This is a genomic window from Celeribacter sp. ULVN23_4 (assembly GCF_054788345.1).
Map to the genome: position 1 here is coordinate 50,612 of NZ_JBTVYO010000003.1, position 23,117 is coordinate 73,728.

General features: G+C 59.3%; 24 protein-coding genes. 10 read left to right on the forward strand and 14 right to left on the reverse strand.

Annotated features, from left to right (window positions below):
* Nucleotides 1-218: 218 nt before the first annotated feature.
* From pepT to ACYBHZ_RS09030, 4 genes are all read right to left on the reverse strand, one after another.
* A complete protein-coding gene (gene pepT / locus ACYBHZ_RS09015) occupies nucleotides 219-1,463 on the reverse strand; it encodes a peptidase T (protein WP_460273939.1) in 1,245 nt (414 codons plus the stop codon).
* A gap of 117 nt (nucleotides 1,464-1,580) precedes the next feature.
* A complete protein-coding gene (locus tag ACYBHZ_RS09020) occupies nucleotides 1,581-2,660 on the reverse strand; it encodes a 5-(carboxyamino)imidazole ribonucleotide synthase (RefSeq protein ID WP_460273940.1) in 1,080 nt (359 codons plus the stop codon).
* Complete coding sequence (gene purE, locus ACYBHZ_RS09025) at nucleotides 2,653-3,138, reverse strand: 5-(carboxyamino)imidazole ribonucleotide mutase (protein ID WP_460273941.1); 486 nt, start codon at nucleotides 3,136-3,138, stop codon at nucleotides 2,653-2,655. The genes ACYBHZ_RS09020 and purE overlap by 8 nt, the downstream gene beginning before the upstream one ends.
* 54 nt (nucleotides 3,139-3,192) lie before the next feature.
* Nucleotides 3,193-3,411 (reverse strand): YdcH family protein, encoded by a 219-nt coding sequence (locus ACYBHZ_RS09030; RefSeq protein ID WP_460273942.1) that lies wholly within the window; start codon nucleotides 3,409-3,411, stop codon nucleotides 3,193-3,195.
* Between the two features lie 223 nt (nucleotides 3,412-3,634).
* On the opposite strand from ACYBHZ_RS09030, the gene ACYBHZ_RS09035 reads away from it, so the two are divergent.
* From ACYBHZ_RS09035 to ACYBHZ_RS09045, 3 genes are all read left to right on the forward strand, one after another.
* Nucleotides 3,635-4,048 (forward strand): Hsp20 family protein, encoded by a 414-nt coding sequence (locus tag ACYBHZ_RS09035; protein WP_460273943.1) that lies wholly within the window; start codon nucleotides 3,635-3,637, stop codon nucleotides 4,046-4,048.
* A 3-nt stretch (nucleotides 4,049-4,051) separates the two neighbouring features.
* On the forward strand, nucleotides 4,052-4,285 hold the full coding sequence (locus ACYBHZ_RS09040; RefSeq protein WP_460273944.1) for a DUF1150 family protein: 234 nt from the start codon (nucleotides 4,052-4,054) through the stop codon (nucleotides 4,283-4,285).
* A gap of 79 nt (nucleotides 4,286-4,364) precedes the next feature.
* Nucleotides 4,365-5,237 (forward strand): glycosyltransferase family 2 protein, encoded by an 873-nt coding sequence (locus ACYBHZ_RS09045; protein WP_460273945.1) that lies wholly within the window; start codon nucleotides 4,365-4,367, stop codon nucleotides 5,235-5,237.
* Between the two features lie 419 nt (nucleotides 5,238-5,656).
* Here ACYBHZ_RS09045 and ACYBHZ_RS09050 read toward each other — a convergent pair whose 3' ends face one another.
* Nucleotides 5,657-7,369 carry a bifunctional sulfate adenylyltransferase/adenylylsulfate kinase gene (locus ACYBHZ_RS09050; protein ID WP_460273946.1) on the reverse strand — a complete coding sequence of 571 codons (1,713 nt, stop codon included), beginning with the start codon at nucleotides 7,367-7,369 and terminating at the stop codon, nucleotides 5,657-5,659.
* A 294-nt stretch (nucleotides 7,370-7,663) separates the two neighbouring features.
* On the reverse strand, nucleotides 7,664-8,608 hold the full coding sequence (gene trxB / locus ACYBHZ_RS09055; RefSeq protein WP_460273947.1) for a thioredoxin-disulfide reductase: 945 nt from the start codon (nucleotides 8,606-8,608) through the stop codon (nucleotides 7,664-7,666).
* 247 nt (nucleotides 8,609-8,855) lie between these two features.
* Between trxB and ACYBHZ_RS09060 the strand changes: the two genes are divergently transcribed.
* Nucleotides 8,856-9,356, forward strand: coding sequence for an Lrp/AsnC family transcriptional regulator (locus tag ACYBHZ_RS09060; RefSeq protein ID WP_460273948.1), 501 nt, complete (start codon nucleotides 8,856-8,858; stop codon nucleotides 9,354-9,356).
* A 101-nt stretch (nucleotides 9,357-9,457) separates the two neighbouring features.
* Here the strand turns inward: ACYBHZ_RS09060 and ACYBHZ_RS09065 are convergent, their stop codons facing one another.
* From ACYBHZ_RS09065 to lgt, 5 genes are all read right to left on the reverse strand, one after another.
* A complete protein-coding gene (locus ACYBHZ_RS09065) occupies nucleotides 9,458-10,309 on the reverse strand; it encodes a Hint domain-containing protein (RefSeq protein ID WP_460273949.1) in 852 nt (283 codons plus the stop codon).
* Nucleotides 10,310-10,518: 209 nt separating this feature from the next.
* Nucleotides 10,519-10,659 (reverse strand): hypothetical protein, encoded by a 141-nt coding sequence (locus tag ACYBHZ_RS09070; protein WP_460273950.1) that lies wholly within the window; start codon nucleotides 10,657-10,659, stop codon nucleotides 10,519-10,521.
* 298 nt (nucleotides 10,660-10,957) lie between these two features.
* Nucleotides 10,958-11,716, reverse strand: coding sequence for a peptidoglycan editing factor PgeF (gene pgeF, locus ACYBHZ_RS09075; RefSeq protein ID WP_460273951.1), 759 nt, complete (start codon nucleotides 11,714-11,716; stop codon nucleotides 10,958-10,960).
* Entirely contained in the window at nucleotides 11,713-12,780 is a 1,068-nt protein-coding gene (locus ACYBHZ_RS09080; protein WP_460273952.1) for a class I SAM-dependent methyltransferase, read from the reverse strand. Before ACYBHZ_RS09080 ends, pgeF begins: the two co-directional genes overlap by 4 nt.
* A complete protein-coding gene (lgt, locus tag ACYBHZ_RS09085; RefSeq protein WP_460274263.1) occupies nucleotides 12,777-13,646 on the reverse strand; it encodes a prolipoprotein diacylglyceryl transferase in 870 nt (289 codons plus the stop codon). The genes ACYBHZ_RS09080 and lgt overlap by 4 nt, the downstream gene beginning before the upstream one ends.
* 118 nt (nucleotides 13,647-13,764) lie before the next feature.
* Between lgt and ACYBHZ_RS09090 the strand changes: the two genes are divergently transcribed.
* From ACYBHZ_RS09090 to ACYBHZ_RS09105, 4 genes are all read left to right on the forward strand, one after another.
* Nucleotides 13,765-14,013 (forward strand): accessory factor UbiK family protein, encoded by a 249-nt coding sequence (locus tag ACYBHZ_RS09090; protein WP_460273953.1) that lies wholly within the window; start codon nucleotides 13,765-13,767, stop codon nucleotides 14,011-14,013.
* Between the two features lie 299 nt (nucleotides 14,014-14,312).
* Entirely contained in the window at nucleotides 14,313-14,813 is a 501-nt protein-coding gene (locus ACYBHZ_RS09095; RefSeq protein ID WP_460273954.1) for a type III secretion system chaperone family protein, read from the forward strand.
* 122 nt (nucleotides 14,814-14,935) lie between these two features.
* The gene (gene proC, locus ACYBHZ_RS09100; RefSeq protein WP_460273955.1) at nucleotides 14,936-15,742 is read left to right on the forward strand and encodes a pyrroline-5-carboxylate reductase; all 807 of its coding nucleotides are present in this window, start codon (nucleotides 14,936-14,938) and stop codon (nucleotides 15,740-15,742) included.
* Nucleotides 15,739-16,080 (forward strand): tRNA-binding protein, encoded by a 342-nt coding sequence (locus ACYBHZ_RS09105; protein WP_460273956.1) that lies wholly within the window; start codon nucleotides 15,739-15,741, stop codon nucleotides 16,078-16,080. The genes proC and ACYBHZ_RS09105 overlap by 4 nt, the downstream gene beginning before the upstream one ends.
* Before the next feature lie 62 nt (nucleotides 16,081-16,142).
* Here the strand turns inward: ACYBHZ_RS09105 and ACYBHZ_RS09110 are convergent, their stop codons facing one another.
* Nucleotides 16,143-16,745 carry a thymidine kinase gene (locus ACYBHZ_RS09110; RefSeq protein WP_460273957.1) on the reverse strand — a complete coding sequence of 201 codons (603 nt, stop codon included), beginning with the start codon at nucleotides 16,743-16,745 and terminating at the stop codon, nucleotides 16,143-16,145.
* A 363-nt stretch (nucleotides 16,746-17,108) separates the two neighbouring features.
* Here ACYBHZ_RS09110 and ACYBHZ_RS09115 point away from each other — a divergent pair, with 363 nt between their 5' ends.
* Nucleotides 17,109-17,567 carry a hypothetical protein gene (locus tag ACYBHZ_RS09115; RefSeq protein ID WP_460273958.1) on the forward strand — a complete coding sequence of 153 codons (459 nt, stop codon included), beginning with the start codon at nucleotides 17,109-17,111 and terminating at the stop codon, nucleotides 17,565-17,567.
* A 191-nt stretch (nucleotides 17,568-17,758) separates the two neighbouring features.
* On the opposite strand, the gene ACYBHZ_RS09120 is transcribed toward ACYBHZ_RS09115, so the two are convergent.
* On the reverse strand, nucleotides 17,759-19,075 hold the full coding sequence (locus ACYBHZ_RS09120; RefSeq protein ID WP_460273959.1) for a DEAD/DEAH box helicase: 1,317 nt from the start codon (nucleotides 19,073-19,075) through the stop codon (nucleotides 17,759-17,761).
* 348 nt (nucleotides 19,076-19,423) lie between these two features.
* On the opposite strand from ACYBHZ_RS09120, the gene ACYBHZ_RS09125 reads away from it, so the two are divergent.
* Complete coding sequence (locus tag ACYBHZ_RS09125; RefSeq protein WP_460273960.1) at nucleotides 19,424-19,624, forward strand: hypothetical protein; 201 nt, start codon at nucleotides 19,424-19,426, stop codon at nucleotides 19,622-19,624.
* A gap of 68 nt (nucleotides 19,625-19,692) precedes the next feature.
* Here ACYBHZ_RS09125 and carB read toward each other — a convergent pair whose 3' ends face one another.
* Nucleotides 19,693-23,052, reverse strand: a complete 3,360-nt coding sequence (gene carB, locus ACYBHZ_RS09130; RefSeq protein ID WP_460273961.1) for a carbamoyl-phosphate synthase large subunit — start codon at nucleotides 23,050-23,052, stop codon at nucleotides 19,693-19,695.
* Between the last annotated feature and the right edge of the window lie 65 nt (nucleotides 23,053-23,117).

Here is a 23,117-nt window from a genome sequence, read left to right on the forward strand (position 1 = left end):
TTCCTTTATAAATCAATGCTAAAGGCCCGCAATAATAGAGTTCAATTCTCTCCAGCAGCACCAGTTAAAACCCCCGTGAAATGAACGCTTTGATGCTTTAAGTCTGCTGTTTTACGTTGTCGCCGTTTGTTCGGAAGCGTTGCTGTTTGGATGTCGCCTTGACCGGAACGCAAGAGGCTCCGGCCAAGGCGCGCTAAGGCACATGGCCCGGATCGCACTTACGAATCCTGTTGCGCGGCCAGCTCGGTCAAGGTCAGGCAAAGCTTGGTGGCGACGGCCATATCCTGCACCGAAATCCATTCCAGAGGCCCGTGGATGTTCTGCATCCCGGTAAACAGGTTCGGCGTCGGCACCCCCATCTCCGTCAATCGAGACCCATCCGTTCCGCCCCGGATCGGCACGGAAATCGGCTCGATGCCGAGCTCTTTGCAGGCAGCATTGGCGAGGTCGACAGGGGTCATGTCATTTTCCAGCCAATAGCGCATGTTGCGGTATTGCGGACGGATGTCACAGGTGATGGTCGCGCGCGGTTCGGTCGCGGCGACGGCCTCGCAGACTTCACGCAAAAGCTTGCCTTTCGCCTCCAAGTCCTCGCGCTCGAAATCGCGCAGGATGAAGCGGATTTTCATTTCTGAGGAGCCGCCCACCATGTCGGTGGCGTGGATGAAACCCTCGCGCCCGTCTGTGGTTTCCGGCGTCATGGTGACATGGGGCAGGGTCTGGATGATTTTCGAGGCCAGATGAATCGCATTGACCATCTTGTCCTTGGCGTGGCCGGGGTGGATCGACACGCCCGAGACGGTCACATCGGCGGCATCTGCGGAGAAGGTCTCGAACACAACCTCACCGACTTCGGCCCCATCGAATGTGTAGGCAAAATCGACGGCGAGGTCTTTCGGCAGCTCTTTGGCGACCCCGCGTCCGATTTCCTCGTCCGGGGTAAAGGCAATGCGCAGCGGGCCGTGGGGGATTTCCGGATGGGTGAGCAAATGCTCGGCGGCGGTCATGATGATCGCAATGCCTGCCTTGTCATCCGCGCCCAGAAGCGTGGTGCCGGAAGCTGTGACGATGTCATGGCCCTGTTTCTCGGCGAGATAGGGGAACTCTGCGGGCGAGAGCACAAGATCGGGATTGTCGGGATAGGTGATGTCGCCGCCGTTATAGCCGCGCACGACACGAGGCTTCACGCCTGTGGCATTGAACTGCGGTGCGGTGTCGACATGGGCGAGAAAGCCGACGGTTGGGCCTTCGGCCGTGCCGGGGATGGTGGCGAGAACGACGCCGTAATCCGTGATCTCCACGTCAGAGGCCCCCATGTCGGTCAGTTCGCGCTCCAACATCCGCAAAAGATCGAATTGAATGGCTGTACTCGGTGCGCCGGGCGCGTCTTCGTCGCTCTGGGTGTCAATCGCGGCATAGCGGACCAGACGGTCCTCAAGGCTTTTGTCAAAAGCATGTGTCATGGGAGTGTCCTTCTCTAATGCAGTGAGAAGGGAACCTTGGGGCCGAAGAGTCAAGCTCTCGGCGGACAAGGTGCTGTGAGGCGACTGATCTGCCGCCTCACGTGATCTTCGGCGCGTTTACGCGGCGCCGGTGATCTTGTTCACATGGCCCATTTTGCGGCCGGGTTTCACATCCGCCTTGCCGTAAAGGTGGATCGCGACGGAGCCGTCCTTGGCGAATTCGGGGATGCGATCCACGTCGTCGCCGATCAGGTTCAGCATTTCGACATTGGAATGCCGTTTGCCGTCGCCCAGAGGCCAGCCCACCACGGCGCGGATGTGCTGTTCGAACTGGTCGATGACACAGCCGTTTTGCGTCCAGTGGCCGGAATTGTGAACACGGGGGGCGATCTCATTGACGATCAGGCCGCCGGGGGTGACGAAAAGCTCCACGCCCATCACTCCGACATAATCTAGCGCGTTCAGGATTTTGGCGGCGAGCAGCACGGCATCGCTGCGCAGCGCCGGGGTGAGGCGGGCAGGGACGGTTGTGGTGTGCAGAATGCCGGATTTATGGACGTTCTCGCCCGGATCGAAACAGGAGATATCCCCGGCCTGACCGCGTGCCGCGATCACGGAGACCTCATGGGTGAAGTCCACGAACCCTTCGAGAATCGCAGGGGCGCCAGCCATGTCCTTGAGTGCCTGGTCGGCCTCGGACGGCTTCATGATCCGGGCCTGTCCCTTGCCATCATACCCGAAGCGGCGGGTTTTCAGGATCGCGGGGGCACCGATTTCCACGAGTGCTTCGGCCAGATCGACATCGTCGTCCACGGCGGCGAACGGTGCGACTTTGAGGCCGAGTTCCTGCAGGAAGTTCTTCTCAACAAGACGGTCCTGCGAGACGGCCAGCGCTTTGCGGTTCGGGCGGATCGGCACGATGGACTCGATGAGATCAAGCGCGGAGGTCGGCACGTTCTCGAATTCGTAGGTCACCACATCGACGCTCTCGGCAAAGGCGCGCAGGGCATTCTCGTCTTCATAAGAGGCGGTGGTCACGGTTTCGGCCACATGACCGGCGGGCGGGGTGGCGCTTGGCTCGAAGATGTGGGTTTTGAACCCGAGGCGCGAGGCCGCGACGGAGAGCATCCGTCCCAACTGACCGCCGCCCAAGATGCCGATGGTTGCGTTCGGGGCGAGGGTTTGCACGTCAGACATCGGAAGGCTCATCGGGAATGGAGGCGGAAAGAGCTTCGCGCCAGGCGTCGAGACGCTCGGCCAGCGCGGGATCGTGGATCGCGAGAATGCCAGCAGCCATCAGACCCGCATTGGCCGCACCCGCTTCGCCGATGGCCATGGTGGCAACCGGGAAACCTTTCGGCATCTGAACGATGGAATAGAGGCTGTCGACACCGGAAAGGGCGCGGGTCTGGACGGGAACGCCGATCACCGGCACGCGGGTCTTGGAGGACATCATGCCCGGCAAATGCGCCGCGCCGCCAGCGCCGGCGATGATCACCTTGAGGCCACGTCCGGCGGCTTCCTTGCCATAGCTCCAAAGTCGGTCCGGTGTGCGGTGGGCAGAGACGATCTTCGCCTCGTAGCTTACCCCCAGTTCATCCAAAATGTCCGCTGCGCGCTTCATGGTGGGCCAGTCCGACTGGCTGCCCATGATGATGCCGACCTCGACGCTCATATGGCTATCTCCCGAGAAAATGTCGCTTTCCCGCCTTATAGCCGATGCGTGACGTTACGCAATGATGTCCGGGGTGATCTCGTCTTCCAACACCGCGATCCGGTCTTTGAGAGAGAGCTTTTGCTTTTTCATCCGTTGCAGGCGCAGGGCGTCCAGATGGCCGGTCTCCTGCATCGCATCAATTGCGGCATCAAGATCGCGGTGCTCGCGTTTGAGCATCTCGAGTTTGACCTTAAGGACCTCCAGATGATCCATACGGTTGGACACGTTCATCGCGTTGTCTCTGTCATTGTGGTTCTTCCTTTGCACCTCAGTCCGAAGCAGAAAGCTGCGGACGCGTTGCGCTTGGATATAGTTTAGCCGCAAAGGCGCCAAACTCAAAGCACTCTGAGAGGGCTTGAAGCCAGTCTCTCGCTTCCCCATATTTTCTTATGAAGGGTTGCCGCATTCGGGGCCCGTGACACGAACACAGTCGCTTCTGAGAGAGGACGTGGAGATGACGAAAGTAAGCTTTGGCGCCCATCCGTTTTTACTGGGCTTTGACCAGTTGGAGCGCCTTGTAGAGCGCACGGCGAAAACCGACGCGGGTGGCTATCCGCCTTATAATATTGAGCAATCCTCTGAGAATACCTATCGGATCACGCTGGCTGTGGCGGGGTTCTCGGAATCGGATCTCTCAATCACCGTCGAAGACCGCCAGCTCGTTGTGCGTGGGCGTCAGTCCGACCTGGAAGAAACCCGCGTGTTTCTGCATCGTGGCATCGCCGGGCGGCAGTTCCAACGCTCCTTCGTGTTGGCCGATGGCGTCGATGTGACCGGAGCCTCGATGGAAAACGGGCTTTTGCACATCGATCTGACCCGCGCCATGCCCGACACAGTTGTTCAGACCATTCAGATCAGGAAGGGATAAGCCATGAACACGCACTATCCGCATCTGCCCTTTGATGGGGGCGCAGAAAAAATCGCTTACGTCCGTCCGGTCGCGGTCGCCGATCTGCCCGAAGACGTTCAAGCGCAGGCCGAAGGGCTTGATCATATCTATTCCGTGAACAACGCGGAAGGCACCCGTTTGGCTTTGGTCGCGAACAGGCAGCTTGCCTTCGCCCTGGCGCGCGAGCATGATTTCGCCCCGGTGAATGTCCACTGAGGACAGGGCACGGCCCTCTTGTAAAACCTAGGGGGCTGGCCTACCGAAGAGCAAAGTTGTGCTCCCCAGGAAGGCCTCCATGAAAGATTTCGTTGTTTCGTTGACCGCGATCCCGCCACGGTTCGGCGATCTCATGCCGACACTTCTGTCTCTCAAAGCTCAGAAAAATGTCAATATTCGTGAGATCCGTCTCGAACTGCCGAAGAGCTACCGTCGTTTCGCGTTTGATCCAGCCACGGAGTTGCCCGTTCTGCCGGAGTGGGTGTCGCTCCATCTGCATGAGCAGGACTACGGGCCGGCAACGAAAATCCTCCCTGCCGCGCAGGACTATGCAGGACAGGATGTACTCTTGTTCTTTTGTGACGACGATCAGCGCTACGAGCCGGATCTGCTTTACAAACTCGGCACCGCCGCAGAGGCCCATCCAAACGATGTGATCGCGAACATGGGCTATAACCTTAATGAAAGGCTGGCCAATCCCTGTTATGATTTTCCGCGTAGCTTGAAGCCGCGTGCGATGCGCAAGCGCAAGGACTGGCACTACCGACTTTGGCGGCTCAAGACGGGGTTGCGCAAGAAACGCGCCTTCGTCGGAACGCCCGGCTATATGGATGTTGCCGAAGGATTCGGTGGGGTTCTGGCGCGCCCATCGTTTTTTACACCAGACATGTATGACATTCCCGAGATTCTCTGGACGGTCGACGACCCCTGGCTTTCCGGGCATTTCACCAAGAACGGTCATGGCATCTGGCGCCCGACGGATACGCTGCGGTTCAGCCATAACCGGGGCGCAGAGGCACTTGCTGATTTCGTGTATCAAGGGCATGGCCGGGCGGAGGCCGATACGGCTTGTATCGAATATTTCCGGCGCGAATACGGGCTCTGGGGGGGCGATGATCCCGCGATGCGTTTTGATCGCGATCTGGCGGAGCCGCGTTACTGGAATGGTTGAGCGCATTTCGCGCCGGTGATCGTCCGCTGACTGAGATCTAGCATAGCGCGTATTGTCATGTTTCAAAGGGCGGCTCTGTCTTGATCCGACGTTTTCTTTGCGATTTTGAGAAAAGGTACAGGAGGCTGACGTGTTTGCCCGTAAAGACCTCGAAGAGGCGGATCGGCTTTTAACGCAGTTTCTGTGCGCGGACGCCTTCAGCGGTTAAAGAGTTTTCCGTTTAATCTGCACGAGATTGAGCGAGAAACGGTCCTGCACTGCATTGATAATGCGGCGTTTCTGGTCGCAGCCTCCCACTGATATCGCGCCTCTCAATACGCGAAAGCCCCGACCGATTGGCCGGGGCTTTTTCATTGCTGGATTGTCGAGGCTTAAAGCGTTTCTACTTAAACCTGAATCAGGGTTTGAGCAGAAACGCTTTAGTGCGCGGCGATCAGGCCCATCGACTCGAGCTTGAGGATGACCTGATGCGCGCAGTTGTCCACATCATGGCCTTCGGTCTCGACGCGGAGTTCCGGGTTCTCAGGCACTTCGTACGGGTCGGAGATGCCGGTGAACTCTTTGATCTTGCCTTCGCGGGCCAGTTTGTAGAGCCCTTTGCGGTCGCGGCGTTCGCATTCCTCGATGGAGGTGGAGACGTGCACTTCGACAAAGGCGCCGAAAGCTTCGACATCTTCACGCACGGCGCGGCGGGTCGCGGTGTAGGGCGCGATCGGCGCACAGATCGCGATGCCACCGTTCTTGGTGATCTCGGAGGCCACATAGCCGATGCGGCGGATGTTGAGGTCACGGTGCTCTTTCGAGAAGCCCAGCTCGGAGGACAGGTTTTTCCGCACGATGTCGCCATCGAGGAGCGTTACCGGACGACCGCCCATTTCCATCAGTTTCACCATAAGCGCGTTGGCGATGGTGGATTTGCCGGAGCCGGAGAACCCGGTGAAGAACACGGTGAAGCCCTGTTTCGAACGCGGCGGCTTGGTGCGGCGCAGTTCTTTCACGACTTCGGGGAAGGAGAACCATTCCGGGATTTCCAGACCTTCGGCCAGACGGCGACGAAGTTCGGTGCCGGAGATGTTCAGGATGGTCACGCTGTCCTTATCGGCGATCTCATCGTTCGGCTCGTATTGGGCGCGTTCCTGCACATAAACCATGTGTTTGAACGGCACCATTTCGATGCCCATTTCTTCTTCGTGTTTCTGGAAGAGTTCCTGAGCGTCATAGGGGCCGTAGAAATCTTCACCGGCGGAGTTCTTGCCCGGACCAGCGTGGTCACGGCCGACGATCAGGTGGGTACAGCCGTAGTTCTTACGGATCAGACCGTGCCACACAGCTTCGCGCGGGCCCGCCATGCGCATGGCGAGCGGCAGAAGGCTCATCGTGGTGGTGGATTGCGGGTATTTGTCGAGCACGGCCTCATAGCAGCGCACGCGGGTGAAGTGGTCCACGTCGCCCGGTTTGGTCATGCCGACAACCGGATGGATCAGAAGGTTGGCCTGAGCCTCTTTCGCAGCGCGGAAGGTCAGCTCCTGGTGCGCACGGTGCAGCGGGTTGCGGGTTTGGAACGCAACCACACGACGCCAGCCGAGCTTGCGGAAATAGGCGCGCAGCTCGTTCGGCGTGTCGCGGCGGGCGCGGAAATCGTAGTGAACCGGCTGTTGAATGCCGACGACCGGGCCGCCGAGGTACACTTTGCCCGCGGTGTTGTGCAGGTAGTTCACGGCCGGGTGGGCCAAATCGTCCGCGCCGAACACGTTCTCGGCTTCTTTCGATTTGTTCGGCACCCAGTTGTCGGTGACGGTCATGGTGGCGAGGATCACGCCCTCTTGGTCACGAAGCGCAATGTCCTGACCTTCTTCGAGCTTGGCGGCAAACTCTTCGGACACGTCGAGGGTGATCGGCATCGGCCAGAGCGCGCCGTCCGCGAGCCGCATATTCTCGACAACGCCGTCGTAATCTTTCTCAGAAAGGAACCCTTTGAGCGGGTTGAACCCGCCGTTCATCAACAGTTCGAGGTCACAAATCTGGCGCGGGGTCAGATCCCAGCTAACGAGATCTCCTGCTTCGACTTTGAGCTTTTGAGCGCTGTCGTAGGAGACGTAGAGCTCGGGAATCGGGGCGAGGTTTTGCGGCATGTGATGGACCTTCTTACACTGGTCGGACGAACGAAATGAGCCCGCACAGATCTGTCGCCACGGGCTGTCGGGGCCATACTCCCATGCGGCTCTTTAAATCAATAGATGCAGGCCAAGAAATGGGAAAAGAGGCCCAAAGGTCTCATTTTTCAGGGCTGGGCAAAACATTTGTCCCGGCAATGTCGCCGTTATGCGATCAATGTCTTTGGAGGCCGTGAATTGGTTCGGCGTTGTTTGGTCGCTCCGGGGTTTGTCCCGGAGCGACCAAACGATAGAGTGTCGTCAGAGTGCGGCTCACTCTTGCGCAGCGAGCCAGTGTTCGGCGTCGAGAGCCGCCATGCAGCCCATACCCGCCGACGTGACTGCCTGACGGTATTTGTGGTCCGTCAAGTCGCCGGCGGCAAAGATGCCGGGGATGGAGGTTTCCGTGGACCCCGGCTTCACCGAGACATAACCGCCATTGTGCATTTCGAGCTTGTCTTTCACCAGCTCGTTGGCCGGGGCGTGGCCGATGGCGACGAAAACGCCTTTGGCCGGGATGTCGGTGATCTCGCCGGTTTTGACGTTGCGGGCCTTCACGCCGTTCACGCCCTTCATTGGAGCTTCATCGCCATAAACTTCGACCAGTTCGTTGTCCCAGAGTGGCACGATCTTTTCGTTCTTCATCAGGCGATCGATCAGGATTTTTTCGGCCCGCAAGGTGTCGCGGCGGTGAATCAGGGTCACTTTCGAGGCGAAGTTGGTGAGGAACAGCGCCTCTTCCACGGCGGTGTTGCCGCCGCCGATCACGACGATTTCCATGTTGCGATAGAAGAACCCGTCACAGGTTGCACAGGCGGAAACGCCATAGCCCTTGAACGCTTCTTCCGTGTCGAGGCCAAGCCATTTCGCGCGCGCGCCCGTTGCGAGGATCACGGCATCGGCGGTATAGATCGTGCCGCTGTCACCCTTGGCAACGAACGGACGGCTGTCGGTGTCGAGCTCGACGATCAGATCGGAAATGATTTCCGTTCCCATCTCGCGTGCGTGCTCTTCCATTTTGACCATCAGGTCCGGGCCCTGAACTTCGGTGAAGCCCGGGAAGTTCTCGACTTCGGTCGTGGTGGTCAGCTGTCCGCCCGGTTCCATCCCCTGAACGAGGATCGGCGAGAGCATGGCGCGGGCGGCGTAAACGCCTGCCGTATAGCCAGCGGGACCGGAGCCGATGATCAGAACTTTCGTATGTTTCGTTTCGGCCATGTCGGGACCTCATTTTTGCGTGTTGTCTTTGTTGTCGGCTCCGATATAGACACCGCGCTGCGGCTTATCAAACCCTGTGCGCTGCACAGGCGCGGTGAAAAAATGGGCAACCGACCTTTTCCTGCACTTGTGTCGCGTGAAATCCTCTTGAAACTTTCTTGCTATAATGAGAAAGAATGTTGCGCGCACGCGTGGTTTTGCGCACATCTATAGAAATTGGGGCCCTTTGGGCCAAGGCGGAAGACAGATGCCCTCACATAAACTCGACGAGATCGACCGCAAAATTCTTGCTGAACTGCAAGCGGACGGGCGTATGACCAACGTGGAATTGGCCCGACGCGTCGGAATTTCCGCGCCTCCCTGTTTGCGCCGGGTTCGGACGCTTGAGGAAAGCGGTTACATCAAGGGCTATCACGCCGTGGTGGATGCCCGCGCGCTGAATTTCGAGGTCGAAGTCTTCGCCATGGTCGGACTTTTGAGCCAGGCCGAGGCCGATCTGTCGAAATTCGAGGCGAAATGCCGCGAGTGGCCGCTGGTCCGCGAGTGCCACATGCTGAACGGTGAAGTGGATTTCATCCTCAAATGCGTCGCGCCGGATCTGTCGACGTTTCAGAGCTTCCTGACGGGGCAGCTCCTATCGACTGAGAATGTGGCCTCTGTGAAAACCTCCTTGGTCATTCGCTGCGCCAAGGATGAGCCGGGTGTGCCTTTCGACGTTCTGGAAGCGCGCATCGCTCAGAGTGCTTGAGCCGATCCAAAATTTTACATTCGAATGAGTAACGGCCCGCTTTTGCGGGCCGTTTCGTGAATGCCGATCAGGGGGAGTGCCCGGCGTCAGAAAAAGCGAGCTCACTGAGCGAGAAGGTTCGTCAGATCATTCATGGTCAGACGCGGATACGTCAGAGCGCCGAAATCACCCATCGAGACCAAATGCGGGAACAGCGCCATAAAACGGGTCCGCAAGTCGCCATGCAACGCGCTGAGTGCGGAAGGGCCGGGGTGATAGCTCGCAATTTCGAGGCCGTTGACGCGAATAAGGCTGTGGCGTGAGAGAGCGAGATGATAGCTGCGCACGCTTGAGATCGGGGTCACTTCAATCACGGAAACCCCATCGACCATCCCGGCGATGGGCGCCATGGCCTGTTTGCTGCCGAGATAGGATTCGAGCGTATCGATTTGAACGAGATACTGCGCCCCTGCGCCGAGCATCAGGTCGATGGAGGGGCGACCCAGTCCAAATGTATCTGCCGTGATCCGATAGAGGCGTTCGGCGGGGGCATCCTGATAGCGGCGACCACGGGTGTCGAGTGTCATGGAGCCGATCCATTCCACCGTCTGAACACCATGATCAACCGTGATCACCTCATCACCGGGCATCAGATCTTCGATCGCCACCGGGCCGCAGGCGGTGGGGATGAGCGCGCCGCGGGCGAAGCCGTTGAAGGCCGTTTCAAAGACGGGCAGGGCGGGCGCGATGTGATGTGCCGCACAAATGTCGCCACCGGGCATCTGCCATTGAATGTTGTAGCGGCGCTGAACTTGGACGGGCTTGGGCGCGAGGTTCTGCATGGCTTTGGCGCGGCGCGCTGTCCAAGCGGTCTTCGCCCGTTGCTGGAGAGCATCGGGGCCTGGCATGGAGTCGTCTTTGGGGGAAATCTGGCGATAGGTGCCGGACTGAAGGCCGAACAGGGGCTGCGACATCGAAAACCTCGTACTGTGTCGGCCCCCACCGATAACAGTCCTGATAGAATTTCAGATTTGTCGCTGGCTTGTCAAAAATTTTATCTAATTACAGCAAACGGCGGAACCAGTGCTCTGGCCCGCCGTTTCTTTGTTTCTTCATTGTGGGGCAATCACGCTCTCTTCGGTCGGCAGCTGTGCCGCCGGACTGCGCGAATGTCCGAATCAGCTTATGCGGATGCGCGCCAGGTTTGCTTGCCGCTTTTCTTTGCGATGAAAGCAGCGCGGCGGGTGCCACGGGTCCAGGGCATTTCGACCTCGGATTTTTTGGCTTCCGCGATCATCGATTTCATCCAACGACGGTTTTTCATGGTTTGCCCCTCTCGTGGTGAACGCCAGCTCGGCGTCTGTTTCGATCTTGGGAACAATATGCCGGGTCGCTTCGGCGAAAATGGGGCGAGAGCCGCGAGAAGAGTCAGAAAATGCGACGTAGGATTTCTCCGGTCCTCGAAAGGCTTTGTATTTTGTTAACTATAAGAAAATTAAATATAATTTCTGATTTTGAGAAACAATTTGAGTGCGTTTTCTGTATTGTTTCTGGCGGAAATGGGGCGGTTTCTGGCCTATTTCCGCCTTAATCGCGTCAGGGTTGTTTTTTCGAACGGCGCTTCAGAGGCGGATCAGGGAAATGAGTCGTCCGTAGTCCGCTTCCTTGCGGTGCACGGAGCGGCGATAGGAATAGAAACGCTCCGGGTCGGAGTAGGTGCAGTGCCGGGTCCATTCGGCCTGGCCAACGCCTGCCTGCCGTAAGCGATGCAATCCGAACGCGGGAAGATCGAACTGATATCGGTCGCCTGTGCCACTGGCGAAGAAGCGTGCGTTCTCCTGATCTTCGGCAAGGAAATCTTCGAAAAACTCGGGGCCGACCTCGTAGGCGCGCTGGGAAATCGTCGGGCCGATGACGGCGGAAATGTTCTCGCGCGTCGCGCCAAGACCGACCATCGCCTCAACAGTCTCCTCCAACACGCCAGAGATCGCGCCCTTCCACCCGGCATGGGCTGCGCCGATGACGCCTGCCTCGCGATCGGCGAACAGCACGGGCTGACAATCGGCGGTCAGGATCACAAGGGCCAGCCCCGGTTGATCGGTGACCAAAGCATCGACCTTTGGGGCGGGGCCATTTTGCGGACCTTCGATCCGGGCGACATCGGCGGAATGAACCTGATAGGCGGAGCAGAGCGCTTCCGGCCCAACGCCCAGAGCCTGCGCGGCGCGTGTGCGGTTGATTTTGACGATGTCGGCCTGATCCGACGAGCTCAACCCGCAGTTCAACCCCTCGAAGACGCCGGATGAGGCGCCGCCTTTGCGGGTGAAGAAACCGTGCTGGATCCCGTCCAGCGCGTCTGAGGTGATGATGTCGAGTGTCATGCGTCAAATCCCGGTGGCAGTAAGTCGGGGGTGGGTGCGAAAGCCATCGCTTTGAAAAGGGTTCCCATTTCTTGCGGCGAGGTCAACCGCTCAAATGCGGCCATGTGCGTGTCGAGGTCTGCACCGGTCAGCTTGTGCGCAAGGGCCTCTGCGCGGCTGGCGATGCCGAGGCGCGCGAGAAGCTCGCCCTGTGGGATCATCCGTGAAGCTGTCGCCCCGGCCTGTGTCGCAGCTTGCGCCAGTGCTTCAAAGTCCACATGGGCGGTCAGATCGGCCTGGCCGGGACGGGCGAGCGGATCGACGCTTTGATGCGCTTCCAAGGCCTGAAACGTATCGCCGAGCGAGCGCCAGTCACCATAATCGACCACGATTGCGGCGCCACCTTTGGCAACGCGGCGGGCGATCTCTTCCATGATCGACGGTGCGGCGGGACAAATCTCGACGATCTCCCCGTCTTTGGTGTCCGCGAGACGGTGCGCGAGATCAGCCAAGGGCGCGGGGGCGGAGAGGCCGAGGGCGAGAGATCCGTTCATGAGGCCGATTTGCGTTTCGGCCCAGGTGTCGCCTTTGCGGGTAAATTGCCGGATCGGCAGAGCGTCGAAGAACTCGTTGGCAATCAGCCAAAGCGGTGCATCCGGAAGATCAGAAATCTGATCGCACCATGTGATCTCATAGCCCGATAGCGTGTCCTTCTGCGCAGCGCGCAGGGTTGGGGAGGCTTCCACCAGATGCACCCGCATCGCTGCATGCATCCCCGGAACCCCGCGTGTCGCGCGGAGGATATCGGCCATAAGCGTGCCGCGGCCGGGGCCGATCTCGGCCAGTGTAAAGGGCGATGGTGCGCCCTGGTCGAGCCAGCTTTGCGCAAGGCTGAGGCCCAGAAGCTCGCCAAACATCTGGCTGATCTCTGGCGCGGTGGTGAAATCCCCCGCAGAGCCGAAGGGATCGCGGGTGGTGTAATAGCCGTGTTCCGGATGCAAAAGACAGTCCGCCATATAGGCGGCGAGCGAGATCGGCCCGGTCTGGGTGATGCGGCGGATGAGGCTGTCTTTCAGGGCGGTCATGCCCGCTTGGCCCGGAGCATGAAGAACAACCCGATCAGGATCATCGGCAGGGACAGAAGTTGACCCATGTGCATCCCGAGGAAGACCGCGCCGGTCGGGGTTTCAGGGGTGATGAACTGCGCATCCGCCTGCCGGAAGAACTCGACGACAAAGCGCGACACGCCATAGCCCGAGAAGAACAGACCCATGATGAAACCGGGGCGTTTGAACATGCCTGCGGCCCAAACCAGACTGAGGATCAGCGCGCCGAGGATTAGCCCTTCCATCCCGGCTTCATAGAGCTGCGAAGGATGGCGGGCACAGAGCGGACCGACATTGGCGCAGGCCTGCGCCTCTGCACCGGGAAAAATCACCGCCCAAGGCCCGTCCCAAGGCTTGCCCCAAAGCTCGGCATTCACGAAATTCGCAATCCGTCCGAGCAGAAGGCCCGGCGGCGTCGCCATCGCGAGGAGATCGCCGAGAGACAAGAGCGGTTTGTGATGTTTGCGCCCCCACAGAAGCGCTGCGACGATGACGCCGAGAAAGCCGCCGTGGAAGGCCATGCCGCCTTGCCAGACCATCGGGATTTCGAGCGGATGGCTGAGGTAATAGTCGGGTTTGTAGAACAGCACATAGCCCAGCCGTCCGCCGAGGATCACGCCAAGGATCAGCCATGTCAGAAGGTCTTCGAATTCAGTCTTGTTGAGCGGCGGCGTGTCATTGGCCCAAAGCCGCGTCGCTTTGAGGGCGCGCAGGATCAGGAACCAGCCAACGAGAAACCCGCCGATGTAGGCCAGCGCGTACCAGTGCAATGCGAAATGCACCGGGCCGAGGTTGATCTCGAACAGGATTGGCGAAAGGTCCGGGAAATTCAGAACGGCGGGCAGACGTGTCAACATGGGCGCAACTGTCGCGAGAGCGGGGCGGAAGTCAACCTTGTGATTTGCGTCCAACCGCCCCATATAGATCACAAGATATTCACGAATGCGCTGGACGGAGACCGCCATGCAGACTCGCAACAAAATCCTTGACGATATTTCCCAACTCATGACCAACGCCATGGGTGTGGCGCAGGGTGCGAAGGACGAGGCCGACACCGCTCTGAAAAGCCTTGTGGACCGTTGGCTCGCCGACCGTGATTTCGTCACCCGCGAAGAATTCGACGCCGTGCGCATGATGGCGCAGAAGGCGCGTGAGGAAAACGAAGAGCTGAAAAAGCGTCTTGATGCGCTTGAGGCCAAGAAAAACGCCTGATCCTTTTCAGGCCATCGCGACCGCAGAAAGGCTCCCGTTTCGGGGGCCTTTTTTCTGTCCACAGGCAGGTTTGCAGGGCTGGGGAAAAATTAAGCAAGTTGTGGATGAGCCGCGAATGCTGGGGATAACACAAATATTTCGCTTTACAGATTTGTCACTTTCATCACACCATATCTAGTAAGGGGAGGCGAAATCCCGTCGACCCTTAGAGCAGGCACCAAGTCTTTGTGGGCCAAACTGTGATGTCGCGTAGGGGGATGTCGCACAGCCACAGGACGCAGACCGAGAGAGGCCCGTGTATGTCGCTTATTGAGCAGAGCTTTTCCACCGAGATCCACCCGATCGACCTGTGCGAGCACTTGTGCGAGTACAATGATTGGGAATTCGACCGGGTCGCCGAAGACCAGATCGCCATGGCGGTCGAGGGCCAATGGCGCACCTATTCCATCACTCTGGCGTGGTCTGACTTTGATGAGACGCTGCGCCTCATCTGCACCTTTGAAATGGAGCCGCCCGAAGAGAAGCTGCCGCAAATCTTCGAGATCCTCAATCGCACCAACGACAAAATCTGGACCGGGGCCTTCACCTACTGGCACGAGCAGCGCCTGATGGTCTATCGCTACGGTCTCGTCCTTTCGGGCGGCCAGATCGCCAGCCCTGAACAGGTGGATCGCCTGATCGGTGCCGCTGTCGGAGCGGCCGAACGGTTCTACCCGGCTTTCCAGCTGGTCGCATGGTCCGACCAGACCCCGGAAGAAGCGATGGATGTCGCGATCCGCGAGGCTTACGGGCGCGCATAAGCGCCCGCGCGAAAACGCACCGGGGAATGCCGCTGCATCGCGTTGCGCTCGCCCGGTTGATTGATAGAGTGCCCCCTGAGACCCTCAGGGGGTTTTCTTTTGGACGAAGGAAAGGTGCAATCATGGATGATCTCAAAGCGCGTGGACTGGTGCTTTTGGGCTGTGGCAAAATGGGTTCGGCGATGCTCAAGGGCTGGCTTGATGGTGGCCTGCCGCCGAGTTCCGTGACCGTGCTCGATCCGCGCCCGTCCGACTGGCTGCAATCCACCGGGGTTCACCTCAACGCTGAGCTGCCTGAAAATCCGGCCATCGTGCTGGTTGCCGTGAAGCCGCAGATGATGGGCGACGCGCTTCCGAAGCTGCAGGCGCTGGGCAATGGCTCTACGACCTTCCTCTCCGTCGCGGCGGGGATCACCATCGAGGCTTACGAACGCATTCTCGGGGATCAGACACCGGTGATCCGGGCGATGCCGAACACGCCGGCCGCTGTCGGACGTGGGATCACCGCCATCATCGGCAATGCGAAAACGATGCCTGCGGATCTCGATCTCGCGCAAAGCCTGCTCGAAGCGGTCGGGCAGGTGGTGCGCCTTGAGAGCGAGACCCAGATGGATGCCGTCACGGCGGTCTCCGGCTCCGGTCCGGCCTATGTGTTCCACCTGATAGAGACGCTGGCAGCTGCTGGTGTGGAGCAGGGTCTGTCGCCGGAACTGTCGATGCAGCTTGCCAAGGCTACTGTGGGCGGTGCCGGGCAACTGGCGGAAGATGCTGAGGAAGACCCGGCGCAGTTGCGCGTGAACGTGACCTCTCCGAACGGCACGACGGCGGCGGCGCTGGACGTGTTGATGGATGCAGAAACGGGTTTCCCGCCGCTCTTGAAGAAAGCGGTCAAAGCCGCAGCGGATCGCTCCAAGGAACTGGCCGGATGAGCGATGAAATTTCCTTCGACGACTTTCTCAAAGTCGATGTGCGCGTCGGGACCATCCTGCGCGCCGAGCCCTATCCGGAAGCCCGCAAGCCTGCGATCAAGCTCTGGATCGATTTCGGGCCGGAGATCGGGGAAAAGAAATCTTCGGCGCAGATCACCGTGCATTACACGCCCGAAAGCCTTGTCGGCCAGCAGGTGATGGCCGTAGTGAATTTCCCGCCGCGCCAGATCGGTCGGTTCATGTCCGAAGTGCTGGTGCTGGGTTTCCCGGATGAAAACGGCGCGGTTGTGCTGGCCCAGCCGGGACTTCCGGTGCCGAAAGGCGGGCGGCTGCACTAAAACCGTTTGGAAAGCTGTTTGGAAGAGGGGGCCAGCGGCCCCTTCTTTGCATTTGCGCCGGGTTACGTGTCCTCAGCGGAGCGCGGCACATCGCCCATCGCCTCGCGCCAATGCTTGCGACAAAGGGATTCGTAGCGCTCATTGCCGCCGATTTCGACCTGCGCCCCTTCGGTCAGAACCATGCCGCTCTCCGACATGCGCACGACCATCGTCGCCTTCTTGCCGCAATGGCAAATCGTGCGGACCTCGCGCATTTCATCGGCCAGCGCCAAGAGTGCGGCGGAACCGGGGAAGAGATTGCCCTGAAAATCAACGCGCAGACCGTAGCACATGACGGGAACGCGCAGATCGTCCACGACGCGGGCGAGTTGCCAGACTTGCTCTTTCGTCAGAAATTGCGCCTCGTCGATGAAGATACAGGCCACGGGTCCCTCGGCCAGTCGGCGCTCGATCTTGGCAAAAAGGTCTTCCCCTTCCTCGAACGTATCGGCTTCGGAGCCTATACCGATGCGGCTGCCGATCCGGCCATCTCCTGCACGGTCATCGAATTTCGCGGTGATGAGGTAGGTGTCCATCCCGCGTTCGCGATAGTTGTAGGAGGCCTGAAGCAGCAGGGTCGATTTCCCCGCATTCATGGTCGAATATTGAAAGTAAAGTTTTGCCATGAGGCGGGTCTGCCAGATCGCGGGCAGGGGGATCAAGAGGTTCCGTGTTGTTGATCTCGGAAAACCTGATGACGTGGGAAACGTGCACGGGTGAAGGTCGGAAAAAAGGTAATACTTGGTAACTGACCCCGGCTAAAGCCCGGAAGGGCTAGGGGATGAGGGCGCCGGAAATCTGAACACGAAAACCTGCCTTCCTTCCCTGAAACGACCTCCACCCGTTCCGGCACAAATGCACCGGATACTCGTTCATACCCTGCGACGGCAGGTACGCACTTGTATGTCATGTAAAAATCGGGAATTTAATGGGAAATGGTTAGGCGAATTCCCCATCTGAGGGGACGTTGAGGGTAGGGGGCACAAGTTATGGATGCAGCCGGAACGTATTTGAAAAAACACACCGAGGCTTTGGTCAAGGATGTGGGGCTGGAGGCAGCTTGTGCTCTGACAGGCAAGTCGAAGGCAACTTTGGGCCGTTATTACTCCACGGCGGAAGAGCACTCGGATCGCTTTATTCCTGCGGATGCCGTAGCTCAGCTTGAGGCGGCGGCGGGCTATCCGCATGTCACCTCCGCGCTGGCTGAACTCAAAGGCATAGCCTTGTCCTATGACGCGACTCGCAACGAGCACCCGAAAGAAGGCGGTGTGAATTCCGACGTGGTGGCCCTGTCTCAGCGTTTCGCCATGCTCATGGCGGAGTATTCCGATGCGATCGAGGACGGCATTATTACGATCAATGAGGCCAAACGTCTGTTGCGCGAAACCTTGGAGCTTCAGCAGGTTCTGATCAACATGAAGCTGCATCTGGAACACGAAGCGACTTGATCGCAGCGCTGTTGAAATTTCGCGATTTCAATCTCTTGATATGAATAAGGCGGCCATGAAGGCCGCCTTTTCGTCATTTAAAGCGTTTCGACTTTAACTTGATCTATCACATAAAGTCGAAACGCCCGCTCCGCTTGGACGTTGCTCCGCGTTTCTGCTCAAACCCTGATTCAGGTTTAAGTAGAAACGCTTTAGCCCCGGCTTCTTTGCCGCTGGGGGCGACCGCCTCCGGGACGACCGGATTTGCCCGGACGGCCACCGCCCGGCTTGCCGCCACCCGGTTTTCCGCCGGGTTTGCCGCCGCGCGGGCCACCACCGCCACCGCCGCGCCGACGGCCTTGTGGCTTCGGCTTGGGCTTAGCTTTTTGATCGTCCGCCGCCCAAGACGCATTGGTTGCGACCGGGATCTTGATCTTCATGACCTTCTGGATTGCCCGGAAATCGTCAAGCTCGGTCGGCGCACAGAAAGCAACCGCCTTACCATCACGTCCCGCGCGCGCGGTCCGGCCGATCCGGTGCACAAAGTTCTCCGGCACGTTCGGAAGCTCAAAGTTATAGACATGGCGCACCGCCGGGATGTCGATCCCGCGCGCGGCGACGTCGGTCGCGACCAGCACTTTGATCTTGCCGCTCTTGGCCGCGGCGAGCGTGCGCTCGCGCTGACCTTGGGATTTGTTGCCGTGGATGGAGCCCGCTTCGAATCCATCACGCACAAGGTTTTTCGCAATCCGCTCCGCGCCATGTTTGGTGCGGGCAAAGACCAGCGCCAGCTCGTCTGAGTGATCGCAGAGCAGTTCTTTGAGCAGTTCGAATTTCTCCTGCTGCGGAATGAAGTGCACCTCTTGGTCGATCTTGTCGGCGGCCTTGCCCGGAGGGGAGACCTCGATACGAACCGGCGATTTCAGGTAGCTCTGGGCGATCTCGTTCATGTCCTTCGACATGGTTGCGGAGAACAGCATGGTCTGACGCTCTTTCGCCAGCATCGGAACCAGTTTGCGCAGAGCGTGGATGAAGCCCATGTCGAGCATCTGATCCGCTTCGTCGAGCACGAGGAAGGTGGTCTCATCGAGACGCACGGCCTTGCGGTCGATCAGGTCGATCAGACGGCCGGGGGTGGCGACGAGAATGTCGGTGCCACGGTCCAGACGGTTGATCTGAGCATTGATCGAGACGCCGCCAACGACGCGGTTCAGTTTGAGGTGCGAGCCCTTGATGAAGGGAAACAGCCCGTCGGCGATCTGGTTCACCAGCTCGCGGGTCGGCGCAAGAATGAGCGCGCGCACGGTTTTCGGCGCGGGTTTCGTGCCATCGGAATAGGCCATGTGCATCAGCGGCAGGCCGAAGGCCAGCGTCTTGCCGGTGCCGGTTTGCGCCAGCCCCATCACGTCGCGGCCATTCATCACTTCGGGAATGGCGCGGGCCTGAATCGGGGTCGGGGAGGCGATGCCAATGTCTTTGAGCACATCGAGAAGCTTCGGCTTGAGGCCGAGCATGGAAAAATCAGTCATATACGTCCTTTGGTGGGCGGACCCACACGCGAAAACGCCGCCCATAGCGGGCCAGCGCAGTTTGGTCGCGGAAAAGGTCTCCGGAAAAGGCCACATGCCCGTCCCGTCTTTCCGCCGGACCCCTGCGTGATTTGGGAACCTGGTCGGACGTCAGCGCCTGTTGCGCCCGCCCGAGATCGACAACCAGCGGCATTTCTATCGCGAAAAGCGGCTGCTCACGCGGCAGCACGGGATGTCGATAGTGGCCAAATGGGGGAAGATGTGGAGAAAGTCAAGGATATTGAGTTGACCTGCCCCCTGCAAACGAACTGTATAGAGGCGTCTGAGCTATGTGGCTAGAAGGCCAATATGGATTTCATCACCACAATATTTGCAATCGTTGCGATCATACTTGGACTGTATGCGGGCTATTTGCTCTATGTGAGGCTTCCGATGGATATGGCGGAAGCCCGTAGTCGTGATCCTGCTTCTTGGCTTCTCATGTCGATCTTCTGTAGCCCTTTCGTCGCGATCTTTTTTCTTTGGTTGCTTGGCGATGCCTCTGAATAATGTGTTCCAAAAGAAAACGCCCCGCGCAAAGGCGGGGCGTTTCTTTAGACTTTTGATGGTTTCGACGCTTACACGTCCTGAAGGCTCAACACCTCGATCTCACCTTCGAGCCGGGCCTTGATCGCCATGGCGGCGGCGTGGCTGGCGGCGGCGGTGGTGAAATACGGGATCTTGTCGTAAAGCGCGACGGAGCGGATCTCGCGGCTGTCTTCCAGCGCTTGATTGCCTTCCGTCGTGTTCAGCACGAGCGCGATGTCCCCGTCTTTCATCATGTCGACGATGTTCGGGCGGCCCTCATAGACCTTGTTGACGATCTTGCTCTCGACGCCGTTTTCCTTGAGGAACTTCGCCGTGCCGCGGGTCGCGATGATTTCGAAACCCAGATCGGACAGCGTTTTCATCGCCTCGACCATTTTCGGCTTCTTGTCATAGTTCTTCACGGAGACAAAGACCTTGCCAGAGCTCGGCAGGTTGGTGCCTGCGCCCATCTGCGACTTGAGGAAGGCGCGCGCAAAGCTCTTGTCCGCGCCCATGACCTCACCCGTGGAGCGCATTTCCGGCCCGAGGATGGTGTCGACGCCCGGGAAACGGGCGAAGGGCAGAACCGCTTCTTTGACCGCATAGCGACCGGTGCTTGCCGGATCGACCAGCTCGAACGTGTCGAGTTTTTCGCCAGCCATAAGGCGCGCGGCGATGGAGGCGATCGGGCTGTTCACCGCTTTCGCGACGAAGGGCACGGTCCGGGAGGCACGCGGGTTCACCTCGATGAGGTAGATCACGTCGTCTTTGACCGCGTATTGCACGTTCATCAAACCGACCACGTTGAGCGCCAGCGCCAGAGCTTCGGTCTGACGTTTCAGCTCTTCGATGATCTCGGGCTTGAGCGAGTAGGGCGGCAAGGAGCAAGCGGAGTCGCCGGAGTGGACGCCCGCTTCTTCGATGTGCTGCATGATGCCCGCAACGTGCACCTTCTCGCCGTCGCAAAGCGCGTCGACGTCGATCTCGGTCGCCCCCGACAGGTAGCTGTCCAGAAGAACGGGGCTATCACCGGACACCACAACCGCGTCGCGGATGTAGCGTTTCAGGCCATCCATGTCGCGCACGATTTCCATCGCGCGCCCGCCCAGAACGTAGGACGGGCGGATCACCAGCGGGAAGCCGATCTCGGACGCAATCTCAATGGCTTCGGCGTCGGAATGCGCGATGCCGTTGCGCGGTTGTTTGAGATCGAGACGGTTGACGAGGTCTTGGAAACGCTCACGGTCTTCGGCAAGGTCAATCGCGTCCGGCGTGGTGCCGAGGATCGGGATGCCTTCTGCTTCCAGCGCGTTGGCGAGTTTCAGCGGGGTCTGGCCGCCGAACTGAACGATGACGCCGTGCAGCGTGCCGTTTTCCTGCTCGACACGGAGGATTTCCATGACGTGCTCAAAGGTCAGCGGCTCGAAATAGAGACGGTCGGAGGTGTCATAGTCGGTGGACACGGTTTCCGGGTTACAGTTGACCATGATGGTCTCGTAGCCCTGCTCGGTGAGCGAGAAACAGGCGTGACAGCAGCAATAGTCGAACTCGATGCCCTGACCGATCCGGTTCGGACCGCCGCCGAGGATGACGACTTTCTTACGATCCGACGGACGCGCTTCGCATTCCACTTCGCCCATCATCGGCATTTCGTAGGTGGAGTACATGTAGGGCGTCTGCGCTTCGAACTCTGCGGCGCAGGTGTCGATGCGTTTGAACACGGCATTGACGCCGAGGTTGTGGCGGGCGCGGCGGACATTGGCCTCGTCGCGGCCGGTGAGTTTCGCCAGACGTGCGTCGGTGAAGCCCATCATCTTGAGCTTGCGCAGGCCTTCTTCAGTGACCGGCAGGCCGTCTTTCTTGATCTCGCATTCGGAGACCATGATCTCGCGGATACGGGCGAGGAACCACGGGTCGAAAGAGTTGATCTCGTTGATCTCTTCGTCGGTGAAACCAAAGCGCATGGCCTGAGCGATGACGCGGAGACGATCCGGCGTTGCTTTCGCAAGCTCGCGGGTCACGGATTTGTCGATCATCTGCTGGGCGGCCTCATCGGCACCAAGCAGGATGCGCGGCAGGGTATCGTCCGCGCCTTCGGCCTCGACGATCTGCATCGGTTTCGGCATGTCGGGCAGTTCAATGTCATCAAAGCCGGTGAGGCCCGATTCCATCGAGGACAGGGCTTTCTGCATCGATTCGTGGAAGGTCCGACCGATGGCCATCGCCTCGCCCACGGATTTCATCGCGGTGGTGAGTTCCGGTTTTGCGCCGGGGAATTTCTCGAAAGCGAATTTCGGGATTTTGGTGACGACATAGTCGATGGTCGGCTCGAAGGAGGCCGGGGTCACCTTGGTGATGTCATTGTCCAGCTCGTCGAGCGTGTAGCCCACGGCCAGTTTCGCGGCGATCTTGGCGATCGGGAAGCCGGTGGCTTTGGACGCCAGAGCGGAGGAGCGCGACACGCGCGGGTTCATCTCGATCACGACCATCCGGCCATCGGCAGGGTTCACCGCCCATTGCACGTTGGACCCGCCGGTCTCCACGCCGATCTCACGCAGCACGTTGATCGAGTGGGTCCGCATGATCTGGTATTCTTTGTCGGTCAGCGTCAGCGCCGGAGCGACAGTCACCGAGTCGCCGGTGTGGACCCCCATCGGATCGACGTTCTCAATGGCGCAGACGATGATGGCGTTGTCGGCCTTGTCGCGGACAACTTCCATCTCGAATTCTTTCCAGCCGAGAAGGCTTTCATCGACGAGGATCTGCGCAACGGGGGAGGCCTCAAGACCAGAACGGCAGATTTTCTCATAATCGTCGCGGTTATAGGCAATGCCGCCGCCCGTGCCGCCGAGCGTAAAGGCCGGACGGATGATCGCCGGAAGGCCGATATGTTCGAGCGCTTCCATGGCGATTTTCATGCCCGCGCCAATGTCGTAGCTGCCGTCTTCGCGCTTCGGCGCGGCGACGATGTCGGCTTTCGGGTTCTCGATGCCGAGACGATCCATCGCTTCGCGGAACAGTTTGCGGTCTTCAGCCATTTCAATGGCTTCGCGTTTCGCGCCGATCAACTCGACGTTGAACTTTTCAAGGACGCCCATGTCGGCGAGTGCCAGAGAGGTGTTGAGGCCTGTCTGGCCACCCATCGTCGGCAGCAGTGCGTCGGGGCGCTCTTTCTCGATGATCTTGGCGACAACCTCGGGCGTGATCGGCTCGATATAGGTTGCGTCCGCCATATGCGGGTCGGTCATGATCGTCGCCGGGTTCGAGTTCACGAGAATGACCCGGTACCCTTCTTCGCGCAGCGCCTTACAGGCTTGGGCCCCGGAGTAGTCAAACTCACAGGCCTGCCCGATGATAATCGGCCCCGCACCAATGATCATGATGGAGGAAATATCGGTTCTCTTCGGCATGGCAGACCCCGGCTATATGTTGAGCAGCACTTCGCGCGCACCTCATAGCAGGGCACGCGCAAATT